General features: G+C 51.0%; 12 protein-coding genes and 1 CRISPR repeat array (1 of these 13 only partly in view). Of the genes, 3 read left to right on the forward strand and 9 right to left on the reverse strand.

The genetic code is table 11. From position 1 onward, the window contains the following. Nucleotides 1-210 precede the first annotated feature (210 nt). From H6G62_RS13400 to crn3, 8 genes are read right to left on the reverse strand one after another with little or no spacing between them, the layout of a single operon-like run. Nucleotides 211-2427 (reverse strand): TIGR03986 family CRISPR-associated RAMP protein, encoded by a 2217-nt coding sequence (locus tag H6G62_RS13400; RefSeq protein ID WP_190495917.1) that lies wholly within the window; start codon nt 2425-2427, stop codon nt 211-213. A gap of 13 nt (nt 2428-2440) precedes the next feature. Beyond that, on the reverse strand, nt 2441-3010 hold the full coding sequence (csx19, locus tag H6G62_RS13405) for a CRISPR-associated protein Csx19 (protein WP_190495919.1): 570 nt from the start codon (nt 3008-3010) through the stop codon (nt 2441-2443). Further along, nucleotides 3007-4479: an RAMP superfamily CRISPR-associated protein gene (locus H6G62_RS13410; protein WP_190495921.1), complete on the reverse strand. Its 1473-nt coding sequence runs from the start codon at nt 4477-4479 to the stop codon at nt 3007-3009. Before H6G62_RS13410 ends, csx19 begins: the two co-directional genes overlap by 4 nt. Then, nucleotides 4476-6071 (reverse strand): RAMP superfamily CRISPR-associated protein, encoded by a 1596-nt coding sequence (locus H6G62_RS13415; RefSeq protein WP_190495923.1) that lies wholly within the window; start codon nt 6069-6071, stop codon nt 4476-4478. The genes H6G62_RS13410 and H6G62_RS13415 overlap by 4 nt, the downstream gene beginning before the upstream one ends. Nucleotides 6072-6074: 3 nt before the next feature. Further along, entirely contained in the window at nt 6075-6731 is a 657-nt protein-coding gene (locus H6G62_RS13420; protein ID WP_190495925.1) for an RAMP superfamily CRISPR-associated protein, read from the reverse strand. Next, a complete protein-coding gene (locus tag H6G62_RS13425; protein ID WP_190495927.1) occupies nt 6728-8317 on the reverse strand; it encodes a hypothetical protein in 1590 nt (529 codons plus the stop codon). Before H6G62_RS13425 ends, H6G62_RS13420 begins: the two co-directional genes overlap by 4 nt. Then, nucleotides 8314-9621, reverse strand: coding sequence for a DUF1887 family CARF protein (locus H6G62_RS13430; protein WP_190495929.1), 1308 nt, complete (start codon nt 9619-9621; stop codon nt 8314-8316). Before H6G62_RS13430 ends, H6G62_RS13425 begins: the two co-directional genes overlap by 4 nt. 26 nt (nt 9622-9647) lie before the next feature. Then, a complete protein-coding gene (gene crn3 / locus H6G62_RS13435; RefSeq protein WP_242051983.1) occupies nt 9648-10613 on the reverse strand; it encodes a CRISPR-associated ring nuclease Crn3/Csx3 in 966 nt (321 codons plus the stop codon). Nucleotides 10614-10892: 279 nt separating this feature from the next. Between crn3 and H6G62_RS13440 the strand changes: the two genes are divergently transcribed. Then, nucleotides 10893-12359, forward strand: a complete 1467-nt coding sequence (locus tag H6G62_RS13440) for a TIGR03985 family CRISPR-associated protein (protein ID WP_190495931.1) — start codon at nt 10893-10895, stop codon at nt 12357-12359. 8 nt (nt 12360-12367) lie between these two features. On the opposite strand, the gene csx18 is transcribed toward H6G62_RS13440, so the two are convergent. After that, nucleotides 12368-12721 (reverse strand): CRISPR-associated protein Csx18, encoded by a 354-nt coding sequence (gene csx18, locus H6G62_RS13445; protein ID WP_190495933.1) that lies wholly within the window; start codon nt 12719-12721, stop codon nt 12368-12370. Between the two features lie 179 nt (nt 12722-12900). Between csx18 and cas1 the strand changes: the two genes are divergently transcribed. Together cas1 and cas2 are read left to right on the forward strand one after the other, a co-directional pair. Next, entirely contained in the window at nt 12901-13911 is a 1011-nt protein-coding gene (gene cas1 / locus H6G62_RS13450; RefSeq protein WP_190495935.1) for a CRISPR-associated endonuclease Cas1, read from the forward strand. A gap of 5 nt (nt 13912-13916) precedes the next feature. Continuing rightward, nucleotides 13917-14195 (forward strand): CRISPR-associated endonuclease Cas2, encoded by a 279-nt coding sequence (cas2, locus tag H6G62_RS13455; protein ID WP_190495937.1) that lies wholly within the window; start codon nt 13917-13919, stop codon nt 14193-14195. A 339-nt stretch (nt 14196-14534) separates the two neighbouring features. Then, a CRISPR array of direct repeats spans nt 14535-23844; the repeat unit is 37 nt; unit sequence GTCAAACACCCTCAATTCCCCGCAAGGGGACGGAAAC; it runs 3045 nt beyond the window's last position.

Raw genomic sequence — 23844 nt, forward strand, 5'->3', positions numbered from 1 at the left:
GAAAGGCTTTACATCAGCCAGTTTCGGACATGATGGGTCGATTGACTCAGCTCATGTCCGTTTTTCTTGGCGTCCCGCTACCGGATACAGAACTTCCCACTGTCCAGTATTGGATGATTAGCAAATATTTCAGGAGTCTAGATTTCGGCGTGAGTCTCATTGTGAGACAGTGCCTTCAGTATTTTTCGAGGTGCCCAATTCCGATTAAGTCTATTTTCGCTTTGGTTTCTTGGCTCGCTCGAAAGCCGCTCCCATACTGGTTTGTCCACCTTGACTAGATGAAGATTGTCTTCTTTCAGATTTCTCCTTAGAAGAATTAACTTTTTTCTGGGATTTGGAAGGCTTAGGAGTAGAGAGATCGCTCCCTTCTGAACCACTGGAACTAGGATTGTTATTGCTGGGAACCCGGCGTTGATCTGAGATTCCTCTGATATCTAAGGGGTTAGGAAGTACCTTTCGATCTTGGAATCTTTCGAGATCCATATATTCAATACCTTCGTCAGGAGGGTCACATTGCAACATAGCCAAAAGCATTTCAATTCGTGGAATTTCTCTCAGCTTGGTTGCTGTTCGGTCTTCAGGATGATCACTGTCACTAATGCCATCCTTAGGATGAAGGATAGAGAACTCAAAAGCATCGATACATTTTTGTTGCTCGTTAATAGTAGCAATATGCTCTATTTTCTCCCAATCTGAACCACTGAATAATTTCTGGTAGCGTAGGGGGCGATCACTTAAATACAATTTATGATTAATCTTCACCGCGCCCATGCCTAGCGGTTTACCCATACCCAGAGAAAAGCAATAGTGCTCACCTGCTTTTCCAGTCTGTAGTTCTTCCAATTTGTCACTGCTGAGGCTCAACACCCAAAGCAATAAACCTAGTTCAGCATCACTCAAGTTTTCAAAATGAATATCAAAAGTGAACTTTATCCCTATGTCAAGGGGCTTAATCAAGGTTGTCTGAGAGTCTGAGTTTTCAGATACAGATAAACCTTTGTATTCTTTATGCCAATACAATTTATGACCACGAATAGCAGTTTTTCCTGGCTCATTTTCTTTTGGCGAGCTGCTAGCGTAATGTTTTAGAGTTTTCTGTTTGGCTTGAGGCTGAACCAGATAGTGCTGAAATGTAGTTGGTTTCGGACTGGATAAAAGAATCTCTTGTGATTCCTTATCTAAACTAGCTTGAATATTTGCTTCTTGTTCAGGTTGTGGAATTGCATCGCTAATGAAGATACGACCACTCCGAGCCTGTTGATCTTGATTAGTTTGTTTATCACGTCGCACAAAACCAAACATAGCCTCAGCCATATCTAAAATTATGGGTTGATCTTTAGTATCTTTCAGATGGGGAGGAATGAAGTCTCGTGCTGTTGCAGCTTTGCCATTATGATCAGGAAAGAAAGGAATCCGAAAATTTGGACTCTGCCCGAATAGGATTACATCTTTTCCTGTTTCTTGAGGTTCACAGTAAAAAATGCATCGTCCGTTTACCAAAACCCCTTCTTGTTCGGTAAAATTTGGTGATTGTTTTTGAAAAGCGGTTAAAGAACTACAATAATCGCGAATAGTATCATTACTAATTTTAAGTAGTTGAGCTTGTGAATCAGGTTCACAGACTAGACAGTCATTCTTACGTTTTGTTTGATCAGCTTTTCCAGTTTCTGCCATGTTTCCACTAGTGACTAATACTCCTACATACTTATACTGATTCGGCTTGACGCTAATCTTCCTTGCAAAACGTCTCCCATTTTTTAGAGCAGTGTCTTCAAAACTAATATTAATTTTGTACTGTGGGTAGTATTCTTCGCTGTTTAAAGGAATGAAATCATTAATTACTTTTTTAACCAATTCATCCTTAATCCACACAAAGGATAAGTTATCTACTTTCTTTGCTGGACGAATAAACCACTCATCTCCTTTTTTCACGAGGTAGCCAGCCTGTACCTTTTTTAGAGTCTTCTTGTAAGGCTCTGCTAAAGGATCTTCTTTCTCAGCCGCTACAGCCCGAAAGAAGAATTTCTGAGCATCAGAAACTTGGTTGATTTTGCTAAAGCTAATAATCTCAACTAAAGTGCGGAGCATTCCTCGGATACTACTTCCTGGAATTACTGGTTTTTGAGTAATGGGATCGGAAAGAAAGTTAGCACGCCTTTGTTTTATTTCTGGCGGAAGTTCATGAAAAGGAATATCACCATATTTAGCAAAATCATCTGGTGTCCAACCACAGCGAGTGTAGAGGGGAGATTCAGTGGTGAGAGTACATTTGATTGTTCCTGTGTGGCGTCCGGGATGGTAAAGATCGCCATCTGGTAAAGAATCAGGATCAACAGTCACAACTTTATCTGGCAGCTCCACAAAATTATAAGGAGCAACTGCTTTACGATCTTCTGGTACACACTTAATATGTTTTGGAAAAGTCATGATCAACTCCTTGCTAACCTTCTGTGGTCAAATCTACAAGACGACTTAGAGTAACTCGAGCTAAGCCGTCATCGTCATAATCAATGAATTGATGAACAACTAATCGAACAGGTTGTACTAGCTTCCCATCATTTTCTAATTCAATTTCAGTGAAGGGAACAGCGTGTTTGAGCCCCTGAGAGCCGTCCTTCAAGCAAGTAAAACCTTCTGGCTCTCGTTTCTTGCCATGGGTGCCCCAGAGCAACTGCCGTTCTTCGATAATGTGCTTCTTATCTGGTGGATCAAATAAAAGGCGGGCATTCCAAGTATTGTTTGTATTCCAGAGTAAAACTTCTCCAGCCTTGCCGAAAATACGACATTGCTGAAGTGTCATTATTCGTAAAGGCGGAGATTGTTCAAGTACAGCATTAGATGTCGAGAGTTTGCCTGTTCTGAAATGCCCCCAGATCACACCATCATCAGCATGGGCCAGTAAGTATTTAAGATTATATTCCTTAAACTGAGCTTCAATCCAATCTGTTAAATCATCATTTGTCCTCAGGGATAGCTCCTTAATGGGTTCACAGATGTTTAGAATATTCATGCAGCCACCTCCTCAGAAACTTCATCCACAAGAGCTTTTACAAAGGATTCAAGTTCGTCTGGATTTTCAATCTCTAAATGCTGATCACCTTGAGTAATCTTCCATGACTTGTTTTGCGGTCCTGGTTGGTAATGAGTCACGGTTGCTTCTTTCCCTTTAAGTCGTCCCCGACCAATACTGCTCTCACCCCCAACAGGTAAGTCTCCTGTCCAGAGGTCTTTGAGTAAGAGTAGGAGTAGACCGATTTCGTATGCTTTGGGGTTATGAAGCTCTAGCTCAATAGTCAGTTTTGTGTTTTCGCCACCCCATACAGGTTGTTCGTTGAATAAGGCTCCGTGGTAAGCGCCGCCTGTAAAGCGATCGATCGCAATACGGTTTTGCACCATGTCATGTGATTCATTAATTTCAGCCTCATGAACTATCAGACGACTTGCTTGAGCAGTTTTACTCTTCTCATCAACATCCCCAAATAAAGTCTTCACTAAATTTGGCTCACCGTTTGATGGTGTTCCTTGTAAGGTTTTGACAATCCGCTCGGCTCGATGCCGTAACACTCCAGCGAGGCTAGTACCTGAGACTATAGGCTTGCCATTGGATTTGAGATGTACCACATCAGGAGCTTTGTCTGTGCTAGCTTGACCAGAACGAATGAGGAGCGAGCCATCTAGACTAAAGGTAGCTTTTAAGGTGAGGCGATCGCGCTTATCGTCCACCTTAGATAAATCAACTCCTAATGCGTTGGCAATTGATTCTGTTTTTGAGTAATTCTCTAGAAAACCTGGTGTCCAATGGTCAAATTTAAGCCATTCTCGACATTTCTGAGGATTAGTTAGGTCGAAATCCCACACTTGCCATTCAGTAACTTTGCATCGACCAAACCCACGGCGCTTTTTCATGCCTAAGCTAATTTCGCCTTTTTCAAGTCCTTGGAGGGCGATCGCCAGTCCTTGCAGCAGCTTATTTTGATTTGCCTGCTGATTAATTAACAACTCAAGTTGAAGGGAAAACTTCGTACCCGCTACCAGCACCTCCAGGTCATACTTTGCTTTGTCGCTGGCGGTGCCTGTTTTGCTCTCAATCTTTACCCCATCTCGTAATTCAATAGCTGGAACCGTGCTGCTAATCGCATCATAAACAATCAGCGGACTTTGATCGCCGTCATCATCTCGCCGGATTGCGCCAAAAAGGTAAGCTGCCATATCATCTCTGGTTTCCCTGGCACCGTAGTTATGCTCGTAGTCCCACAGGTAATTCCGCAGTGCCCCTGCGATTGAACTGCCAGTCAACAGCGCGTGTTGAGAAATGCTGTCTCGCAGTAGAGGCATATCCGTGGGACTATCGGCATCCCCACTGCCCAAACAGGTTGGTGACTCCAGCTTCAAGCAACCCCGGACAATCACCCGACGGATAATTTCACGCTGATTACGTTCGATGCGTTGAATGCTGGATGTTGGTTCAGCTTGTATCATCGTTGCTTCTCCTTGGTTGCCTGCTTCGCCACTGCCATAATCAGCTTGAGGGTGTACTCAACAGCTAATGAGTCATCGACGGTTGCTTTGACTTCTGTACTCAATTGAATTTCTGGTGGTTGAGCGATCCAACTTTGAGGATTTTTCAGTCGTTCTTGCAACCAACTATAAAAAGACTCATTAGTTTGCTTAAATCTTGTCTTCTGAAACTGCTCTAGAGCCGTTTTTGTGAGGTTGTCGCGATTCAGAAACTCACAAATATCTTGCAAGTTTACTGGTTCAGAACTTATTCCTCCACGAGCAACAAGTTGCAATCTGGAAAGTTGGCTGTTGGAAATATTCCCGATTTCCAGTTTTCTGTGATCGACTTCCGTTTTTAGAAGCTGGTCTAGTTTTTGACGCAGAAGCTGCGCTGCCATTCTCTGAGCCAAGGGCAATGATGCTGGATTGATCGAAGGTTGCTGAGATGCAGATTGAGATTTAGGGGGCTTCTTGACTTGAAGTTTTGCTTGTCGATGCCAGTTGATAGCCACGCGTCCAAAGCCTTCATTGCGGCGATCGCCAATCCCCTGCCAGTGCAACTGCTGGATTTGTTCATCGGTAAGGGTGGCATTCTCGAAAACAACTACTGTTCCAGCGGCAAGGGCTGCTACTTGGGGCAAGGGCAGTCCCCACTTGCGATTAAAGCCACCAATATAGGTCTGGCTGCAGAAGATATGATTTCGTTCAGGAATGGGTAGCTCACTACCGCAGGTTGCTTTGATAGCATCAACAATTAGGTTCGGATCAGCGCTGGGTTGGCCGTTGGTATCTCGTAGCAAAGTATCGCTAAGCAAGGTAATTGTGAGATGTTCTGCATCAATATTCTCCTCATCTCCTAATGGTTCAAACTCTTGCCATGAGTCCTTGATTTCATGAGAAATTTGAGTATGACCGTAGCCCGCGCTTCGCGATCCCCCTAGCCATAAATCGGATTGACTTAAGAGTTGTTTGAAAAACTCAATATCCTGGTTTTCACAAAGAATGACAGCCTGAAAAATTTGTCCTGCATCTAGCGCATCATATCGAAAAATTGCACCTTCACTGCTAGGTTGATCTTCTCGTTTGCTGGAGCGACCTTTGCGGCGATCACGGGTATTGTGGATGTTAATACGTCGCGCAGGCGTGTATAGTCGGACGCAGCCATCTTCAAAAATACAGAACTGATCTCGAATGACTTTCAGAGACTCTTGTTCGTCATCCTGTTCTAAGCTCAGATCGGAAACATCGATTACCTTGTCTTCTGCAATTTCATAATCCTTTGGTTTGTACCAGGAGCGAGGTATAGGTAATGTGCGATGCTGTTCTTGCTTAGTGACTAAATAGGCATTGAGATAGCGCGTGTTATTGGATTGAAAAAAGAGCCGTTGTGTTTCCGGATCGGCTAAATCTAGTTCTCTAAGTCCCTGGTGGTGCAAATAACGACCAATCAAAGCACCTCGAATCATGCTGCCCGGAATATAGTCATAGGAGACGTCACTGTTGGGATCGCCCTGAAACGAAGTTGCCAGGATGGGTTGTAGAGTTTTAATAGTGACTAAAATGACTGGCATTGTTTATGCCTCCGAAACAGCAAAGAAATGATCGAGGTGATTCTGGGGTAGAGATTCCCCATTAAGACTACAGCGCACATGACCACGCCCCCGATTACGTCCACTGCCCAGATAGCGGAGGGCTTTGGCTCCGATCATTAGCAAGCAAAGTTGATCATCTGTCGGTTGCTGCTCAAAAGAGATGTCAGCCGTAAAGATCAAGTCTCTCAATACAACACGAGCAGATCGTAAACTGCCCCGGTCTGGCACTCCTGTTTCAGGATGAATAGCAGTTTGACGACGAACTGTGGTGAGAGAATCCAGAATTTCAGCTCTGGTTAACTTTTCTTGGCTAATTTGGTAGGCAACTGCCTGACGTAAATCCTCTTCTGGTAAGCGGGCATCTCCAACATGAATCGCCCCCATCGTGTCCAGGGTGCTACCGGGTTTGCCAAACAATTCCCCAGCAACTTGTTGCCAGTCAGGTTTTTGATTGCTGGGCAACGCATGAATTAAATTATCGCACTCTTCACTTAATAAGCCTTTGAGTGTCCGTCCGCGCAAATAGGGAAATCCGTAGGGATCGTGTTCAACTTCCTGATCAATCAAACCAGCGACACCATCTCCTCTGCCAAAGGTGGTGTCACTGAGCAAGTGAATCTGAAGCTGGTAGAAACTCATGACTCACCTCCCAAAGAAATATAAAAATCCATTACTTCGATCGCATCAAAATAACCACAGGTATCATCCAGCCATCCCTGTTCCGCCAACGGAGATTTCAGTCTGTGATCGCTGCCAGGCATGATAGGAAGTGTCTCTAGCTGATAAGCCGTTAGAAACTCTTTGGTTGCCGCTGGTCCTCGTCGCAGCACTTCTCGTAAAGCTTTAACTTTATTACGCTTCTCTTGCCAGACTTCTCCCGCAAATGCTTTAATGATGGTTTCAAAACTTGCCCAGTTTTGCCAATCATCAGAGTCAGCATCTAACAGAAGCGGTCGCATTTCTAGGTCCTTACCATCTTGACTGCGGTATTCCCGCTCCCGAATTTCTGTCAGGTCGCCGAGTAAGCCACTAGCTGCAATATGCCAGTCAATAGCAGAAACTGCTTCTGAACGTTCACCTTCCATTAAAGAAAATCCTCGTTTACACTTGGCAACTTTTTTGGCAGATTGACACAGGGCTTCGCTGAGTTCATAGGCTCTAGCGAAGGGGTAGTGTGCCTTAACGATACAAACTCCGGCACAGGCAGTCAGTGATTTACCATCTGCGATTGGTTGCGATTCAAATAACTGAAGGGCGCGGACAGCTAGCGTTAAACCCAGACGACCATCGCAGACAAAGGTGATATCATCCCCACCATAAACCAGCGGACGGAAGGGTAATTTTTGTGCTGCCAGATCTAGTGTGTCTTGAAGAACTTCCCAGTTAGCAATGAGTTCTTGAGTCAACTGCTGGAGGACAGCTTTTCCAGCATTTTCAACACTCTGGGAGAGATCGCGCATGGCAGTGATGTAGTCGCGATCGCTCTTACCTTCAGCAAATGCTTGAAATCTTTTTCCCATGCTGTTGCCATCAAGATGCACGACGGCAAGGTAACTCATTTCATCCCTAGAACGCCCGAAATCGTCGAAGTCTAGAGGAATATCCCATCCATCGGGCAATTGCAGCGTCTGCTTCAATTGCGTATTGGCAGGTTGCTTATTCTTAGGGTTGACGGCATCTAGCTTCGCTACAATTTCCCTAGAAACTGGATAGTCCGTAGGCGAACCATGATTCTTGCTTTGATCGACCGCCACCAATCGGGTTGAGTTGCAGTCTTGAGTCACCCCTAAACCTAAGAGAGGAGAAGAGGGAATGCGCGATCGCTTTTTCACGTCTAGGTCATCTTTCATCATCTCCTGGACTGTATCATAGAGCTGATTTTGACCCCACTTAAAATCATGGCGATGGGCAACGATCAGGTTAATCCCTGGCGCTTCACTCAGAATCTTAAGACTGAGTTTTTCAGTGAAGCCTATGGCCAGGTCAGCAGACTTAAACAGTAAGACGGTGTTACCACCTCCGGCATAAACTAGTTCCACATTCTGAGTTTCAACCGAGTCTTCAGGGTTTGTAATCTCAAACTCATTGTGCAAAATTTGCCTGACCCAGGCATCCGTCACCTGTCCAACAATATAGGACGCACCAATATTTTCCCGCAGGCGGTTGCTGCCAAAAATATAGGACTGAATTCCAGTGGTATCAAGAACCGTCACAGTTAATTTCATCGGCCCACCTCCGCATCACTCTCTCGAATCCAACCAATGACTTCATCGGCAAAGTTAGCCAGATGCTTACGCCCAAAGAGTCTAATTTGCTTTTGTGACAGAAGGTTACCCATTTCAGAGGCTAATCCGCCTAAGTCGTCATTGAAACAAAATAGGGCTACTCTTGCTTCACTGCCGCCAAGTTGCTGCGATCGCAGGTAGGCTTCAAATAGTTTTGATTTGCATAAACTGCGATCTGATGTTGTCGTACAGGAAATTGCGAACAGTTGATAGCCGTAGGTAAACGCTACATCAAATTCAAATCCCTCCTGAGTGCCTTCTAATGGAACTTCAAAGTTCAGTCCATAGTCAGAAATACCAGCTTGATTGACAATTGACTGAATATCGCCAAGAAGATAGTGTTCTAGCCATATACCGTCTAGCCATTTGCAAAAGTGCTGAAGATCTTGAAAGCTTGGATGCTTGTGAACAAGTTCGAGGGAGAGGTCGTCATCTTGATTCAGAAAACCCTCTTGCTGAAATCCTCCTAAAATTTCCTTCGGCAAACAAGTCGTTGGAAACGATAGTCCCCTGAGATCAGTTTTTGATTTCCAATTGCCTAGTTTTCCACCTGTCTTTTTAGGTTTTCTTGCCGCCTGGCTAGAATCACCATCTCCCTCACAGAAGATTGAGTAGAACCAATGAAACCAAGCTCTTCCTTTCGTTGCATCTTTATGAACTTCAGCTAGTCGAGTTGCCAGATTGAGTAGAAGTGGATCTTTAGCGGGTTGCTTATTGTCTTTCCACTTGAGTCCATGAAGCTCAAAAAGTGTGCTAAGGCTAATCGTGACATCTTTTGAGTAAATAGGAATTCTGAGACTTTCGCCCCCTTCGTTATCAATGCATATCTCTAGCCGTCGCGGGTCAAGATAGCTAAAAACTGCTTGCTGCCCCTTCTCCTTTATCTCTCTGAAGACAGCGCGATAGGAATGGACTGCCATGGCTTTCGTTCCACCCGTATAATTCAGCCCGACTTGATCATTCAAATTCTTTAGAACTTGCTGAATTCTTGCTTGAATTTGATAAGCGTCAGACTCGTATTTTTCAATAGAAACTAATTGGGCTAACTGAAAATCAGCTAACTCGTTCTTCAAAATCTTTGCCAGACGATTAGCTGATCTTTCAGTTCCAGTGGTATAGACCAGATAGGGAGTGCCACCTTGTTTGAGCAGTAGTCTGGCTGCCACGTAGTTGGGCAAAGGATTTTCGCCGATTAGTAGAAAAAGATGATCAACTTGGTACGGACTAAATTTCGAGGCACTCACATTTTTTCTCCTTAATGTTTTCTGATCTATGCTTTTCCTGCTAACAATGTCTCGACCTGTTCTAGGAGGACGCCGGGAATGCCGTCGGTGGCCCCGCGCAGCCAGGGGCCGCAGGTCATGTCTAGGAAAGGCTGGCGGCGATGGACTTGGAGGGAGCGTTCTAGGGTGCTGTGGATCACGGCGACGGGTTTGAGGTTGGCGCGGTCGCGGCAGAACTCGTGCCAGGGTTCGATGGCGTCGGGGTTGGCGCTGATGACGAGGTAGTGGGAGCAGGCATCCAGCAGGGGCAGTTTGGTGTCTTGCACCTTGCCGCCCACATCGACCAACACCAGGGGCTTTTGGCGGCGCAGCTCAAGGATGCCCTGGGCCTGCCAGGAAAAGAAGCGTTCGCTGGGGCCACCCTTGAAGGCGCGTTTGAAGGCTTCCTGCTGGTCGGCGGTGGCGTTATCGGGCAGTTCTAGCAGCCAGTTACCTTCGCCGTCCCAGTTGGCCCGCTGCAAAAAGACATCGGGGTGGCGGGGCAGCAGGGCTTGGAAGAGGGCATGGCTTAGGACGGATTTGCCGCTGTCGGGGGGGCCAACGATCAGCAGGGCCGCCCCCAGTCGCGGGGGCAGGGGCATTTTGGGCAGGGGCACCACTTGGCCCACATTGGTTTGGTGGGAGTGGGTGGCGACGACCACACCGCCCCCCAGGCGCGGATCGTAGCAGGCGACCCAGGCGGTGGGGTGCAGTTCGTGGACGAGGTGGGCATAGAGCCAGATGGGGGCGCGTCCGGTGATGACCACACCGCCCGTGGTGTCGATGCCCGCTGGCAGGGTGAGATTTCCCAGGTCACGGGGTTCGATCAGGCGGTCGGGGCTCGTGAGATCGATGGTGAGGATTTGGTAGGTGGCGTCTTGGTGGGTTTGGGGTACGCTCAGGCTGAGGTGAATAGAAGACGGAACGGTGAAGGTCATAGCTACCTCGTCAACGGACAGCAGCCAACGATCCATAGATGGCTCTGTAGTGGTGTTGCCGTGATTATGGCATTCCCTTGGAATGGGTATCTTCCAAGATATTGAGGTGGCATGGATAAATGAACAGGAACGATCAAGGGAAGCTGAGGCAGGCCAGGAGCCAATATGGAGGGAAACGTGGGGGGCCTTTCCGCTCATCCTGTCCCAGGGCTAACCCTAAGAATGCCTGAGTTATCTCCGATAAACAACGGTTTTCCTGCATCGTTTTCCATCGTTTTGTTGGCTTTTTTAGCGTGATGTTACCCCTACTTAACAATGATTCAGTTTCGTTATGATTCAAACCCTCGGTTGCTTCAGTGGCTGAGTGGGAGCAGTCTGGCCCTGCGGTTACGGCGTACCCTACGGATCTGGGTATGGCTACGGCTGATCTATGGCGATGGGGCATCACCCCTAGCGGATTTGCCGCCCATCTTTCGCTATGGGGAGGTGCGGGATCGGGTGTTTGCGCCCAGTCATCCCCGGGACGATAGGGCCACGGTGGCCGATATGCAGCACCGCTGCGGCGGTAGCCAATGCCTCTGCCAAACCCCCACCGATACCCTGTTGTTTCAGCACCATCCCCTGTCCTCTGCCCAGCGAGATCAGGCGGACTGGGTGGCGGAAATGGCGGCGCTTAGCGGGCTGACGACGGAGGCGGTGGCGGCGGAACTGCGGGCCTGTGCCTTTGCGACGGTGCATCGCACCCTACGGGACGACCTGACTTGGCTCACCAAACTGGGCTGGCTGGAGTCGGCGGGGCGGGGGCTATGGCGTAAAAAAGCCCCCCAGGATTGGCCCACCTTGCCGGAACAGGTCGCGATGGGCTATGGGTCGTCGGACTGGTCGCCCCAGGAGCAGCAACAGGTTTTGGGGGTGCTGGAGGAAATCGCCTTTTTGCGCCCCCAGTTGGCGGTGGTGGTGGAGACCCTGTGGCAGCAGATTACCGTCCAGCCCCAGCCCTCATTACCGCTGGATCGCCCTCGGCGCTTGTTTGTGCATTTGGACTATGTGTTGTCCCAGGAGGCCCAGGATCAGGTGGATCAACACCAGCACGATCTAGAGCAGCTTTGGCACAGCCCGGAGGGGGGCGTGGTGCAGTTCGACTATTTCAGTGCGCGGCGACAGCGGCAAACCCAGGTAACCGCCTACCCCGTGTGTTTGCACTATGCCCGTCGGGCCAAGTACCTGACGGTCTATGGCCCCACCCCCCAGGGGAATCTGGGCTGGTGGAACTATCGCCTCGACCGGATTACCTCCCCCCGGCTAAAGGTGCTCCCCTGGGGCGATCCGGCGATTCCTGAAGACCTGAAGCACCTGCGCCAACGGGGCCAACTGCCTACGCCCACCGTGGTGGAAGGTCACCTAGAGGAGGCCTGGGGGTTTAATTTCTATCTGCCGAAGCAATGGTTACTGATGCGCTTTTCCCCCGATTTTGCCCGTTGCTATGTGGATGGCACCGACCGTCACCCCACCTTTGCCCCCGTGGACTATGGCGATCTGCCCCGGCTGATGGCCGCCCACGCCCCAACTGCCGCCCACGCCCAACTCCTGGCCCTGGTGGCGGATCGTTCGCCCCACGACCGCTACTACCAGGGCTGGATTCGGGTGGGGGATACCAACGTCACCATGCGCCTGCGCGACTGGCGACCCCAGGGCGAGGTGATCGCTCCTTGGGTGGTGCGCCAACAGATGATTGCCGAGGCGGAACAGGAACTGCGGCAATACCGAGGTGAGGACGGATAGCCCCTGCCTCATTCCTCATCCCGGCGGGGTAAGGATTGGCGGGGAGGATGCCCCTCAGAAATCCGGTTCCAGAAGTTGCCATCGTCCGCCATCTCCCCCCGTTGGGCCTGACCTGGGTAGCGAGGATCGTCTGGACGAGGAGATCGGGGGTCGTTATTCATGTCGTTGAGCAAGGCGTTGAGGGCCAGATCGCCCATGAAGCCCGTGACCAAGCTGGCCAAAAACACCATCACGGTACAGTTGATCACCGCAAACAACCCCAGGGGCGCAATGATCAAAATTCCCCAGGTAATCGCCGCATTCGCCAAGGCCACCAACAGATTGCGGTAGCGCACCAATTTTCGAGCCAGTGATCGAGACATCGTGAAACCTCCCTAGAACATTGCCTCAAGACCAATCGCCTCAAGAGCCCCCACTATAATCACCACTTGGAAGGCATCTCTTCCAAGAGCCTGCCATAATTGAGCCGCCTGAAGATCCCAGAGTTCTTCAAGAACCCTGGGATCTGAATCTCGGGAGCTAAATTTTTTCCCTCATCCCCATGACCACCCTCTACCTCACCGAACCGGGCACCGTGGTGCAATGCCGGAATGAAGCCTTGGTGATTAAGCGCCAGGGCCATGCCCAAACCCTGCGGCTGGTGGAGGTGGGGTTGGTGGTCGTATTGCCGGGAGTGCAGCTCACGTCCCAAGCCCTGGCGCAGTTGATGGATCGGGGCATTGAAACGCTGTTTCTCACCCGTGGGGGCCAGTTTCGGGGGCGGCTTCAGGGGCAGTTCCCTACCAATCCTGCCATTCGGCTGGCCCAATATCGCATGGTGGAAACGCCCTTTGGCTTGGCCCTGGCCCAGCGGCTGGTGGCGGGCAAAATTGCCAATCAGCGGGCGCTGTTGCAACGGCGCAATCGGGCGACTAGGGGCACCCTGGGCGCACTGTCGGAGGCCATTGATGCCATTGCCGCCTATCGGTCTACCCTGGACCACACGGAAACGCCCCTCAGTCGCGAGGAACTGATGGGGATTGAGGGCATCTGTGCGCGGGCCTATTTCCAAGGGTTACGCCACTATTTCGACCCCCGCTGGCAGTTTCAGGGGCGCAATCGTCGTCCGCCGCTGGATCCGGTGAATGCCTTGCTAAGCTGGGGCTATGGGGTGTTGTTGGCCAGGGTGTTTGCGGCCTCGGTGCAGGCGGGCCTAGACCCGTACCTGGGCTTTTTCCATGCCATCGAACCCTATCGGCCCAACCTGGTGCTAGACCTGATGGAGGAGTTTAGGCCGCTGGTGGTGGATCAGGCGGTGATTGCCATCCTCAATGAGGGTCTGCTGTCGCCGGAGGATTTTGAACCCTCGCCGGATGGGGCCGGAATTTGGGTGGGGGCGGTGGGCAAAAAGCTGTTTTTGGCGGCCCTAGAAAAGCAATTGCGCCAAACTACCGACTATCCCCCCCAGGGCCGACGGCTGAGCTATGGCCAAATTATCCTAGAGCAGGCCCGTTGGGTGGCCCGCTGTTTGGTGGATCGTCAGCTTGATTACGAACCGATGCGCCTGCGGTGACCCCGATGCTATGGCTGGTTTGCTACGATGTGGCCGATAATAAGCGCCGCCAAAAGCTGGTAAAGCTGCTGGAACAACGGGGCCAGCGGGTGCAATATTCGGTGTTTGAATGCCCCCTAACGGAAAAGGAACTGCGCCATTTGCTAGAAAAGCGCTGGCTGAAGGTGCTGAACCTGCGGGAGGATAATCTGCGGATCTATCCCCTGGATGCCACGGCGAAAAAACGAACCCTGGTGTTTGGTGGCTCCCCACCCTACGAACCACCGGACTATGTGATTCTGTAACAATTTCGTTATCATTTGGCGGCGGGTTGGCCCGGTGTTGATGGCCAAAAGGGCCACCAGAAGCCGGATTTTTTGGCATTGAGAAATGTAACGAAGTTTCGAGTTTTGTCGCGCCTAGCTGGGGAGCGTTAATCGTCGTAAACAAAACTTCGCTCAACGAAACACGATCTGTTTGCCAAAATTGGCCCCACTTTGTATCTTTTTCGTTGTAATTTGGCTATAATGACCAAGAAGGCTTGGGTCGATTATGAATGTTTCATCTTGTAAACAACGTTCTCCGTACCCCCGCTTTTTCGGTACCTTGAAAACTACATATTTCAATAGTTTCCAAAGCCGAGGGTCAAACACCCTCAATTCCCCGCAAGGGGACGGAAACGCTTCTTTCAAAGTTTGCCTGTCAACATCGGCACGGCGTCAAACACCCTCAATTCCCCGCAAGGGGACGGAAACGACTTGGCCACGGTATTCCAGATAATCAGCGTTCAGTCAAACACCCTCAATTCCCCGCAAGGGGACGGAAACTTGATAAGGCTTACTCTCCCATCGGAGACAGCCTCGGTCAAACACCCTCAATTCCCCGCAAGGGGACGGAAACAGGCCGGGGATTCAGTCAACATGATTCCTGTCCTGAGTCAAACACCCTCAATTCCCCGCAAGGGGACGGAAACGGAAAACCTCAGCGAGGAACCGCACATTGTCTACAAGTCAAACACCCTCAATTCCCCGCAAGGGGACGGAAACAGCGACTCTTGAGGACAGGCACTAGGCGGGTGCCCTGTCAAACACCCTCAATTCCCCGCAAGGGGACGGAAACAGGTCGTCCCTCGTTAGCCCCCGGTTTTCTCTTGTGGTCAAACACCCTCAATTCCCCGCAAGGGGACGGAAACGTGGATATCGCGGGACATAGGTGGCCTACGAAAAAAGTCAAACACCCTCAATTCCCCGCAAGGGGACGGAAACCTGAGATTAATGAGAACATCATCAATCAGCACCTCAATGTCAAACACCCTCAATTCCCCGCAAGGGGACGGAAACAGATGAGGTACCGGATTGACCCACCACCCGCGCATTGTCAAACACCCTCAATTCCCCGCAAGGGGACGGAAACGTAACGTAGATTCTAGCTCCCTCCGTCGCCATACCATAGTCAAACACCCTCAATTCCCCGCAAGGGGACGGAAACTGTAAAAGAGAGATGGTCTCTGGCTGAACCCACTGTCAAACACCCTCAATTCCCCGCAAGGGGACGGAAACACTATAAAACACCGAAGTGCCTTTCTGGTCACGGACCAGTCAAACACCCTCAATTCCCCGCAAGGGGACGGAAACACCTTTTCTCGCTGGAAGTAAGTCCAGATGTCCTCATCAAGGTCAAACACCCTCAATTCCCCGCAAGGGGACGGAAACAGAGATCGCCCTAGCCCTGACGGATGCTGTTGACCCCTGGTCAAACACCCTCAATTCCCCGCAAGGGGACGGAAACCATAAAGACCTTCACAGGTCTAATATCTGGGTCACAGTCAAACACCCTCAATTCCCCGCAAGGGGACGGAAACTCAATGGACAGCTGCTCCTCGCTAGCAGCATCTTCATTGTCAAACACCCTCAATTCCCCGCAAGGGGACGGAAACTGTTCTCTCCTTTTTATATAATTCAATCCTAGTTAATCTGTCAAACACCCTCAATTCCCCGCAAGGGGACGGAAACCTTCTCAGCCATCAGCTCACAGTACTCCTGCCCATACCAGGTCAAACACCCTCAATTCCCCGCAAGGGGACGGAAACTTAGGAACCCCATCCCAACTGCAATGTAGGTTTTGGGTCAAACACCCTCAATTCCCCGCAAGGGGACGGAAACTCGGATATTGGTCTCTTCCCCATTGGAGCCCTTCACAGTGTCAAACACCCTCAATTCCCCGCAAGGGGACGGAAACTATGCGGTATCAGCCGCAAGTGGCACGACGCTCACCTGTCAAACACCCTCAATTCCCCGCAAGGGGACGGAAACACCAAGTTGGCCCCAATATCTCGCCCCTTGATTTTGGCGTCAAACACCCTCAATTCCCCGCAAGGGGACGGAAACAGTAGTTATCTGGCCCTATTAGGTATCTATATTGTGTGTCAAACACCCTCAATTCCCCGCAAGGGGACGGAAACAGAGATACTCCTGCCAATCTTGCCAGGACTCCTTTTGGATGGTCAAACACCCTCAATTCCCCGCAAGGGGACGGAAACGCACAGCCCATGGATGAAAATGGCGAACTCATCACTGGTCGTCAAACACCCTCAATTCCCCGCAAGGGGACGGAAACCAATCTCCATCTGTTCTTGGAAGGAGACCTCAAACCCTTCTGTCAAACACCCTCAATTCCCCGCAAGGGGACGGAAACTCTGTTGAGCAAGCTCTTGAACTGGAGAACTCTACTATGTCAAACACCCTCAATTCCCCGCAAGGGGACGGAAACCCTAATATAGAACTACCTAGGGAACACAATGTAAGAGTCAAACACCCTCAATTCCCCGCAAGGGGACGGAAACAGAAGGATGTTGGATAGACATAGTGGTCTCCTACCCTAGAGTCAAACACCCTCAATTCCCCGCAAGGGGACGGAAACCGTAGGGACGAGAGATATTGCCGATGTGGTTTGGCAACAGTGTCAAACACCCTCAATTCCCCGCAAGGGGACGGAAACGGGAAAGGACTTAACCAAACCAGCGGCAATGTCGTCCGCGTCAAACACCCTCAATTCCCCGCAAGGGGACGGAAACACGGAACGAGCCAGCGGGGGGATAAACGGTGACGCAGTCAAACACCCTCAATTCCCCGCAAGGGGACGGAAACTGAAAAACCTATTAGTGTGAATTGATTATAGTGACCTTTTGTCAAACACCCTCAATTCCCCGCAAGGGGACGGAAACTTTAACCCAATACCTATATAGAGAATAGGGCTGAGCGTCAAACACCCTCAATTCCCCGCAAGGGGACGGAAACGCTGAGTTTTTCACTCTTCTGACGAACGTTGAAGTAGAGTCAAACACCCTCAATTCCCCGCAAGGGGACGGAAACATTTAGAAGCTGGTAAAGATATCACCAGCTTTCCCATTTGTCAAACACCCTCAATTCCCCGCAAGGGGACGGAAACTACAGTAGTCGGGCACATACCTCCATAGATAGGTTAGTAAAGAGTCAAACACCCTCAATTCCCCGCAAGGGGACGGAAACCATTGAGGTGGTGCGCTGGGCCAATAAAAAACCCCGGTCAAACACCCTCAATTCCCCGCAAGGGGACGGAAACGCCGCTTCGTGGAGGTGCCCTATCGCCAGTAGCTTATGCGTCAAACACCCTCAATTCCCCGCAAGGGGACGGAAACCACCCCAGCCGATCAAGTCCCTCGACATCTCATCCTCAAGGTCAAACACCCTCAATTCCCCGCAAGGGGACGGAAACCGAATGATGCACCACACACCCCCTAGCAGGAAAGTCAAACACCCTCAATTCCCCGCAAGGGGACGGAAACATTGAGATCCCCCGGTCAGACCAATCGACCGGACAAAGTCAAACACCCTCAATTCCCCGCAAGGGGACGGAAACTGGGCCTCTCGCCAAATACGGATTCTACGCGATCAGCTTGTCAAACACCCTCAATTCCCCGCAAGGGGACGGAAACCAAAACCCTAGCCATAAGCCCAGGATGAACACGGCTAGGGTGTCAAACACCCTCAATTCCCCGCAAGGGGACGGAAACCAACCTTAGAAGCGCTGGCAGCAGCTAGGGCGCGGATACTGCGTCAAACACCCTCAATTCCCCGCAAGGGGACGGAAACGCCGTTACTTGGGTGCGTGGCTGGGGGGCTGCGGTGTCAAACACCCTCAATTCCCCGCAAGGGGACGGAAACGTTTGAAAATGCCTGTGGAGGGGAAGCGGCGGGGGCGTCAAACACCCTCAATTCCCCGCAAGGGGACGGAAACGTTTCGCGAGGGCTTGCCCTTTGCCTATCAACAACTCCTAGTCAAACACCCTCAATTCCCCGCAAGGGGACGGAAACGGCTTTTTCATTGCTTGGCATCGGGACGGCTAAGCGACCAGTCAAACACCCTCAATTCCCCGCAAGGGGACGGAAACCGAGTAGATGCTAGGCAGGCGGCACCCGAACGCCCCCTCACGTCAAACACCCTCAATTCCCCGCAAGGGGACGGAAACGTGAGCAATCAACGGCAAGTCAGCAATTTTCCAATGAGCGGTCAAACACCCTCAATTCCCCGCAAGGGGACGGAAACTGCGAACTGTCCCCCAGGGCCACGCTTTACCATGCGTCAAACACCCTCAATTCCCCGCAAGGGGACGGAAACAATCGCTTCGATGAAGGGCCAATACCGCGCATTGATGTCAAACACCCTCAATTCCCCGCAAGGGGACGGAAACCATACCTGCGCGATGAAATTCAAGGGCTATCCCCTCGTCAAACACCCTCAATTCCCCGCAAGGGGACGGAAACCTTCGGTCGCTGGCACGATGGGTCTAAGCCCGACTCGGAGGTCAAACACCCTCAATTCCCCGCAAGGGGACGGAAACCTTCCTCAATTTTCTTGTTTCTTTTCTTTTCATCCTTTGGTCAAACACCCTCAATTCCCCGCAAGGGGACGGAAACTCAGTTCAGCCGCGAGGGCCAATACGAGAATCAGGAGGGTCAAACACCCTCAATTCCCCGCAAGGGGACGGAAACCTTGCATCGGAACACGTAGCAAAAATTCTGGAGGCGAGTCAAACACCCTCAATTCCCCGCAAGGGGACGGAAACCTCGACAGCCGATCATCCACCAGGCGCACACTGCGAGTCAAACACCCTCAATTCCCCGCAAGGGGACGGAAACATTAACTTGATCCTCCGTGGTGGCCCAATCGGTTAGAGCGTCAAACACCCTCAATTCCCCGCAAGGGGACGGAAACACCGTGGAGGGGGCCATTGCAGAAGGCATTGAGTTGAGTCAAACACCCTCAATTCCCCGCAAGGGGACGGAAACCAGGAGTTCATCACGAAGGTCTCGCTCTGCATCCCGCGTCAAACACCCTCAATTCCCCGCAAGGGGACGGAAACAATTGCCTGAAGTTCCTGCTCAGTCTTCCCATGCAACCGTCAAACACCCTCAATTCCCCGCAAGGGGACGGAAACCATTAGGCTTTTTGGATGAAGCGCTCACTAAATGCCGTGCCGGTCAAACACCCTCAATTCCCCGCAAGGGGACGGAAACACCTACATCATTTTCTTGGAGCCAGCCGACGATGCTCAGCCGTCAAACACCCTCAATTCCCCGCAAGGGGACGGAAACCTCCTGCTGTTCCGCAGTCCAAGTTCGCTTGTCCTTGGTCAAACACCCTCAATTCCCCGCAAGGGGACGGAAACGACGGGCATAGGTGATCGCGGAGCCGTTACGCTGCCCATCGGTCAAACACCCTCAATTCCCCGCAAGGGGACGGAAACTACATTAGCGGGGGCTACGAGTGCGATGCCCTTGATGTCAAACACCCTCAATTCCCCGCAAGGGGACGGAAACCGACCAGCCTACAGCCCAGCTCCTCGATCAGCTCCTCCAGGTCAAACACCCTCAATTCCCCGCAAGGGGACGGAAACGAATGCCCTCTACGGCATTGAAGATGTCCTTCATGGCAATGTCAAACACCCTCAATTCCCCGCAAGGGGACGGAAACCAAAATGGCCTGGGCCTCCCCCACCACATCTGTCTCATCGTCAAACACCCTCAATTCCCCGCAAGGGGACGGAAACGGGCCAGCAGCTTTTGGATCTTCTTAACAATCGAGTGTCAAACACCCTCAATTCCCCGCAAGGGGACGGAAACAAAGTTTTATCTGAACCTGTTACATCAATAGCCATGTCAAACACCCTCAATTCCCCGCAAGGGGACGGAAACGAATTGCAGGCGACAACAGGGCCAGGGTGGCGCTTGATGTCAAACACCCTCAATTCCCCGCAAGGGGACGGAAACGGGGCTTGAGAGCGGGGCAACTTAGCGACGATTGGAGGTCAAACACCCTCAATTCCCCGCAAGGGGACGGAAACACCTTTGAAGGCTATGGTACTTCTGAAAAAGAAGCTCTTCGTCAAACACCCTCAATTCCCCGCAAGGGGACGGAAACTCAAAATCGAAATGTTTCTGTTCCACCACCACCATGGTCAAACACCCTCAATTCCCCGCAAGGGGACGGAAACTTCGTTTGCGTCAAACCTAAAGCAGCTACGGCCCTCAGTCAAACACCCTCAATTCCCCGCAAGGGGACGGAAACCTAAAAAAGATCAAGTATAGGAAATACCATGTTTTGTCAAACACCCTCAATTCCCCGCAAGGGGACGGAAACCATCTACTCCTAGGAGGGAGCCGTGATTCAAGTCAGCGTCAAACACCCTCAATTCCCCGCAAGGGGACGGAAACCACAGTCATGTGCGATAGCCTGCAACTTCAAATACCAAAGTCAAACACCCTCAATTCCCCGCAAGGGGACGGAAACCTGCTGGGATCGGGCCCAGGTCAGAAGGGGCCAGAAGTCAAACACCCTCAATTCCCCGCAAGGGGACGGAAACACCGTGGAGGGGGCCATTGCAGAAGGCATTGAGTTGAGTCAAACACCCTCAATTCCCCGCAAGGGGACGGAAACAATGTCAATTACACTATTAACCCCCTCCATAAACTCGTCAAACACCCTCAATTCCCCGCAAGGGGACGGAAACTCAACAATATACCCCAACCTCCCTTAAACTTGTCCTTAAGTCAAACACCCTCAATTCCCCGCAAGGGGACGGAAACGATCCTCAATTTCTTCTTCTTCCACAAATTGCTTGATCCCGTCAAACACCCTCAATTCCCCGCAAGGGGACGGAAACTGACACAGACGGGGGTTCTTCCACCTCAATCGAAAATCCGTCAAACACCCTCAATTCCCCGCAAGGGGACGGAAACGGTGGTGACGGTTTGGCGACCGCCTACGGGAATCATCACGGGTCAAACACCCTCAATTCCCCGCAAGGGGACGGAAACAGTTGAACCATACATCCCCCTTCCACTATAGTCTTGAGTCAAACACCCTCAATTCCCCGCAAGGGGACGGAAACAAAGTTTTTTCAATCTTAGTATGATTTTGGCCCCAAGTCAAACACCCTCAATTCCCCGCAAGGGGACGGAAACGTACGCTCAAAATTCCCCTCGACCAAGCGCAATTTGGTCAAACACCCTCAATTCCCCGCAAGGGGACGGAAACAAATGGACGGGCGACCCGACCTACGCCCAGGCGTTGGAAGTCAAACACCCTCAATTCCCCGCAAGGGGACGGAAACTCCCAGAGTGCAGCGCCCCTGCAAATAGCCTGAATCTAAGACGGCTTGAGTCAAACACCCTCAATTCCCCGCAAGGGGACGGAAACCCTGTGGCAAGGGCTGGATTCCCCGATCTAAGAAATGGTCAAACACCCTCAATTCCCCGCAAGGGGACGGAAACTCAACTTCCAACGACACCGAAGCCGTGGAAGTGGTGATAGCGTCAAACACCCTCAATTCCCCGCAAGGGGACGGAAACCGGTCTGGCCATCGCCCGTAAAGCTGATGCGCTTTGGTGTCAAACACCCTCAATTCCCCGCAAGGGGACGGAAACAACTTAAAGTGGTGACAGTCACTAATATGGGCTTTGTTCACGTCAAACACCCTCAATTCCCCGCAAGGGGACGGAAACATAAATTAAATTAGTATGTTCAACAAAAAGGCAAGGTCAAACACCCTCAATTCCCCGCAAGGGGACGGAAACCTTGATCTTGTTCGAGTAGGGGATGTGGTGCGTCGTCAAACACCCTCAATTCCCCGCAAGGGGACGGAAACCAATGATTCGGGCGACATATTTGGGACTGAATATAGTCAAACACCCTCAATTCCCCGCAAGGGGACGGAAACAAGGTGCCTCGTTAATGAAACGAATGCTGGTGTCTAGTCAAACACCCTCAATTCCCCGCAAGGGGACGGAAACGCCTTGGACGCGGTCCACTGGTCATCGGTCATCAGGCATGGTCAAACACCCTCAATTCCCCGCAAGGGGACGGAAACACTTAACTCGATATTCAGAGAAAAATGATAATGAATATTGTCAAACACCCTCAATTCCCCGCAAGGGGACGGAAACGGGAAAACCCAGTTTGTTCAGGGAAATGAGGCGGTTGGGGGTCAAACACCCTCAATTCCCCGCAAGGGGACGGAAACGACAACGGTGTGTATCTGGGCAGTGAACGGCTACTTGGCGTCAAACACCCTCAATTCCCCGCAAGGGGACGGAAACGCTAGTTGGATTGTACCATCCTTGTGCCCTAAAGGGCAGGGCGTCAAACACCCTCAATTCCCCGCAAGGGGACGGAAACGAGGGGGTATCCCGACTCGTCCTGGCTCTCGGCCACATGGTCAAACACCCTCAATTCCCCGCAAGGGGACGGAAACGAGAAGGGGTTTAGCGGGGCTTGAGAACGATGGGGTTAGTGTCAAACACCCTCAATTCCCCGCAAGGGGACGGAAACTGGCCGTCTGAACTCATCGACACGATGCACCATTGGGTCAAACACCCTCAATTCCCCGCAAGGGGACGGAAACAATTCTTGTTCGTTCAAGAAGCTAAAAGAAGCAACGGTCAAACACCCTCAATTCCCCGCAAGGGGACGGAAACTTTTTATTATGCTTCTATACTATATACGCTATAATGAGTCAAACACCCTCAATTCCCCGCAAGGGGACGGAAACTGATCCTTGCGGCCTGGATAGTTGCCACCTTTTCCTTGGTCAAACACCCTCAATTCCCCGCAAGGGGACGGAAACGTTGATCGAAGTCGAGCATGTCGTAGATTTTTCGGAGTCAAACACCCTCAATTCCCCGCAAGGGGACGGAAACAGTATCTGACATGAGCGTCCACTACCTCCAGTTCATGTCAAACACCCTCAATTCCCCGCAAGGGGACGGAAACGTTTGAAAAATTTATTTTCAACAACCTCGTACCCATCGTCAAACACCCTCAATTCCCCGCAAGGGGACGGAAACATTCATGGGCGAACTTTTCAGTACCCACGAACTTAGAGTCAAACACCCTCAATTCCCCGCAAGGGGACGGAAACGCAACAGTACGGGAAAACTGCCAGTTCTCAATGGGGTCAAACACCCTCAATTCCCCGCAAGGGGACGGAAACTGGTCGTGATAGTGCCTGGGTTGTGCAGGTGAATTGGCGGGTCAAACACCCTCAATTCCCCGCAAGGGGACGGAAACCCCATGTTTTTTGTACTGGTCAACGTACTGAATTTGGTCAAACACCCTCAATTCCCCGCAAGGGGACGGAAACCCCCAGCGATGGCCCCGCCCCGTGGCGGGAGGAACCCTGCGTCAAACACCCTCAATTCCCCGCAAGGGGACGGAAACAAAGGTTAATTCCTTTTCTTCTTCCTCGGTAAAGCCTACTTGTCAAACACCCTCAATTCCCCGCAAGGGGACGGAAACGTGAAAATGCCAACCGCAGGGCCGGACACCACATCACCGTCAAACACCCTCAATTCCCCGCAAGGGGACGGAAACCGTCATCCACAACGACGGGGACGGCCCCGCTCACCACAGGGTCAA

It is taken from the genome of Phormidium sp. FACHB-1136, from assembly GCF_014697375.1.
Classification (GTDB): domain Bacteria; phylum Cyanobacteriota; class Cyanobacteriia; order Phormidesmidales; family Phormidesmidaceae; genus Nodosilinea.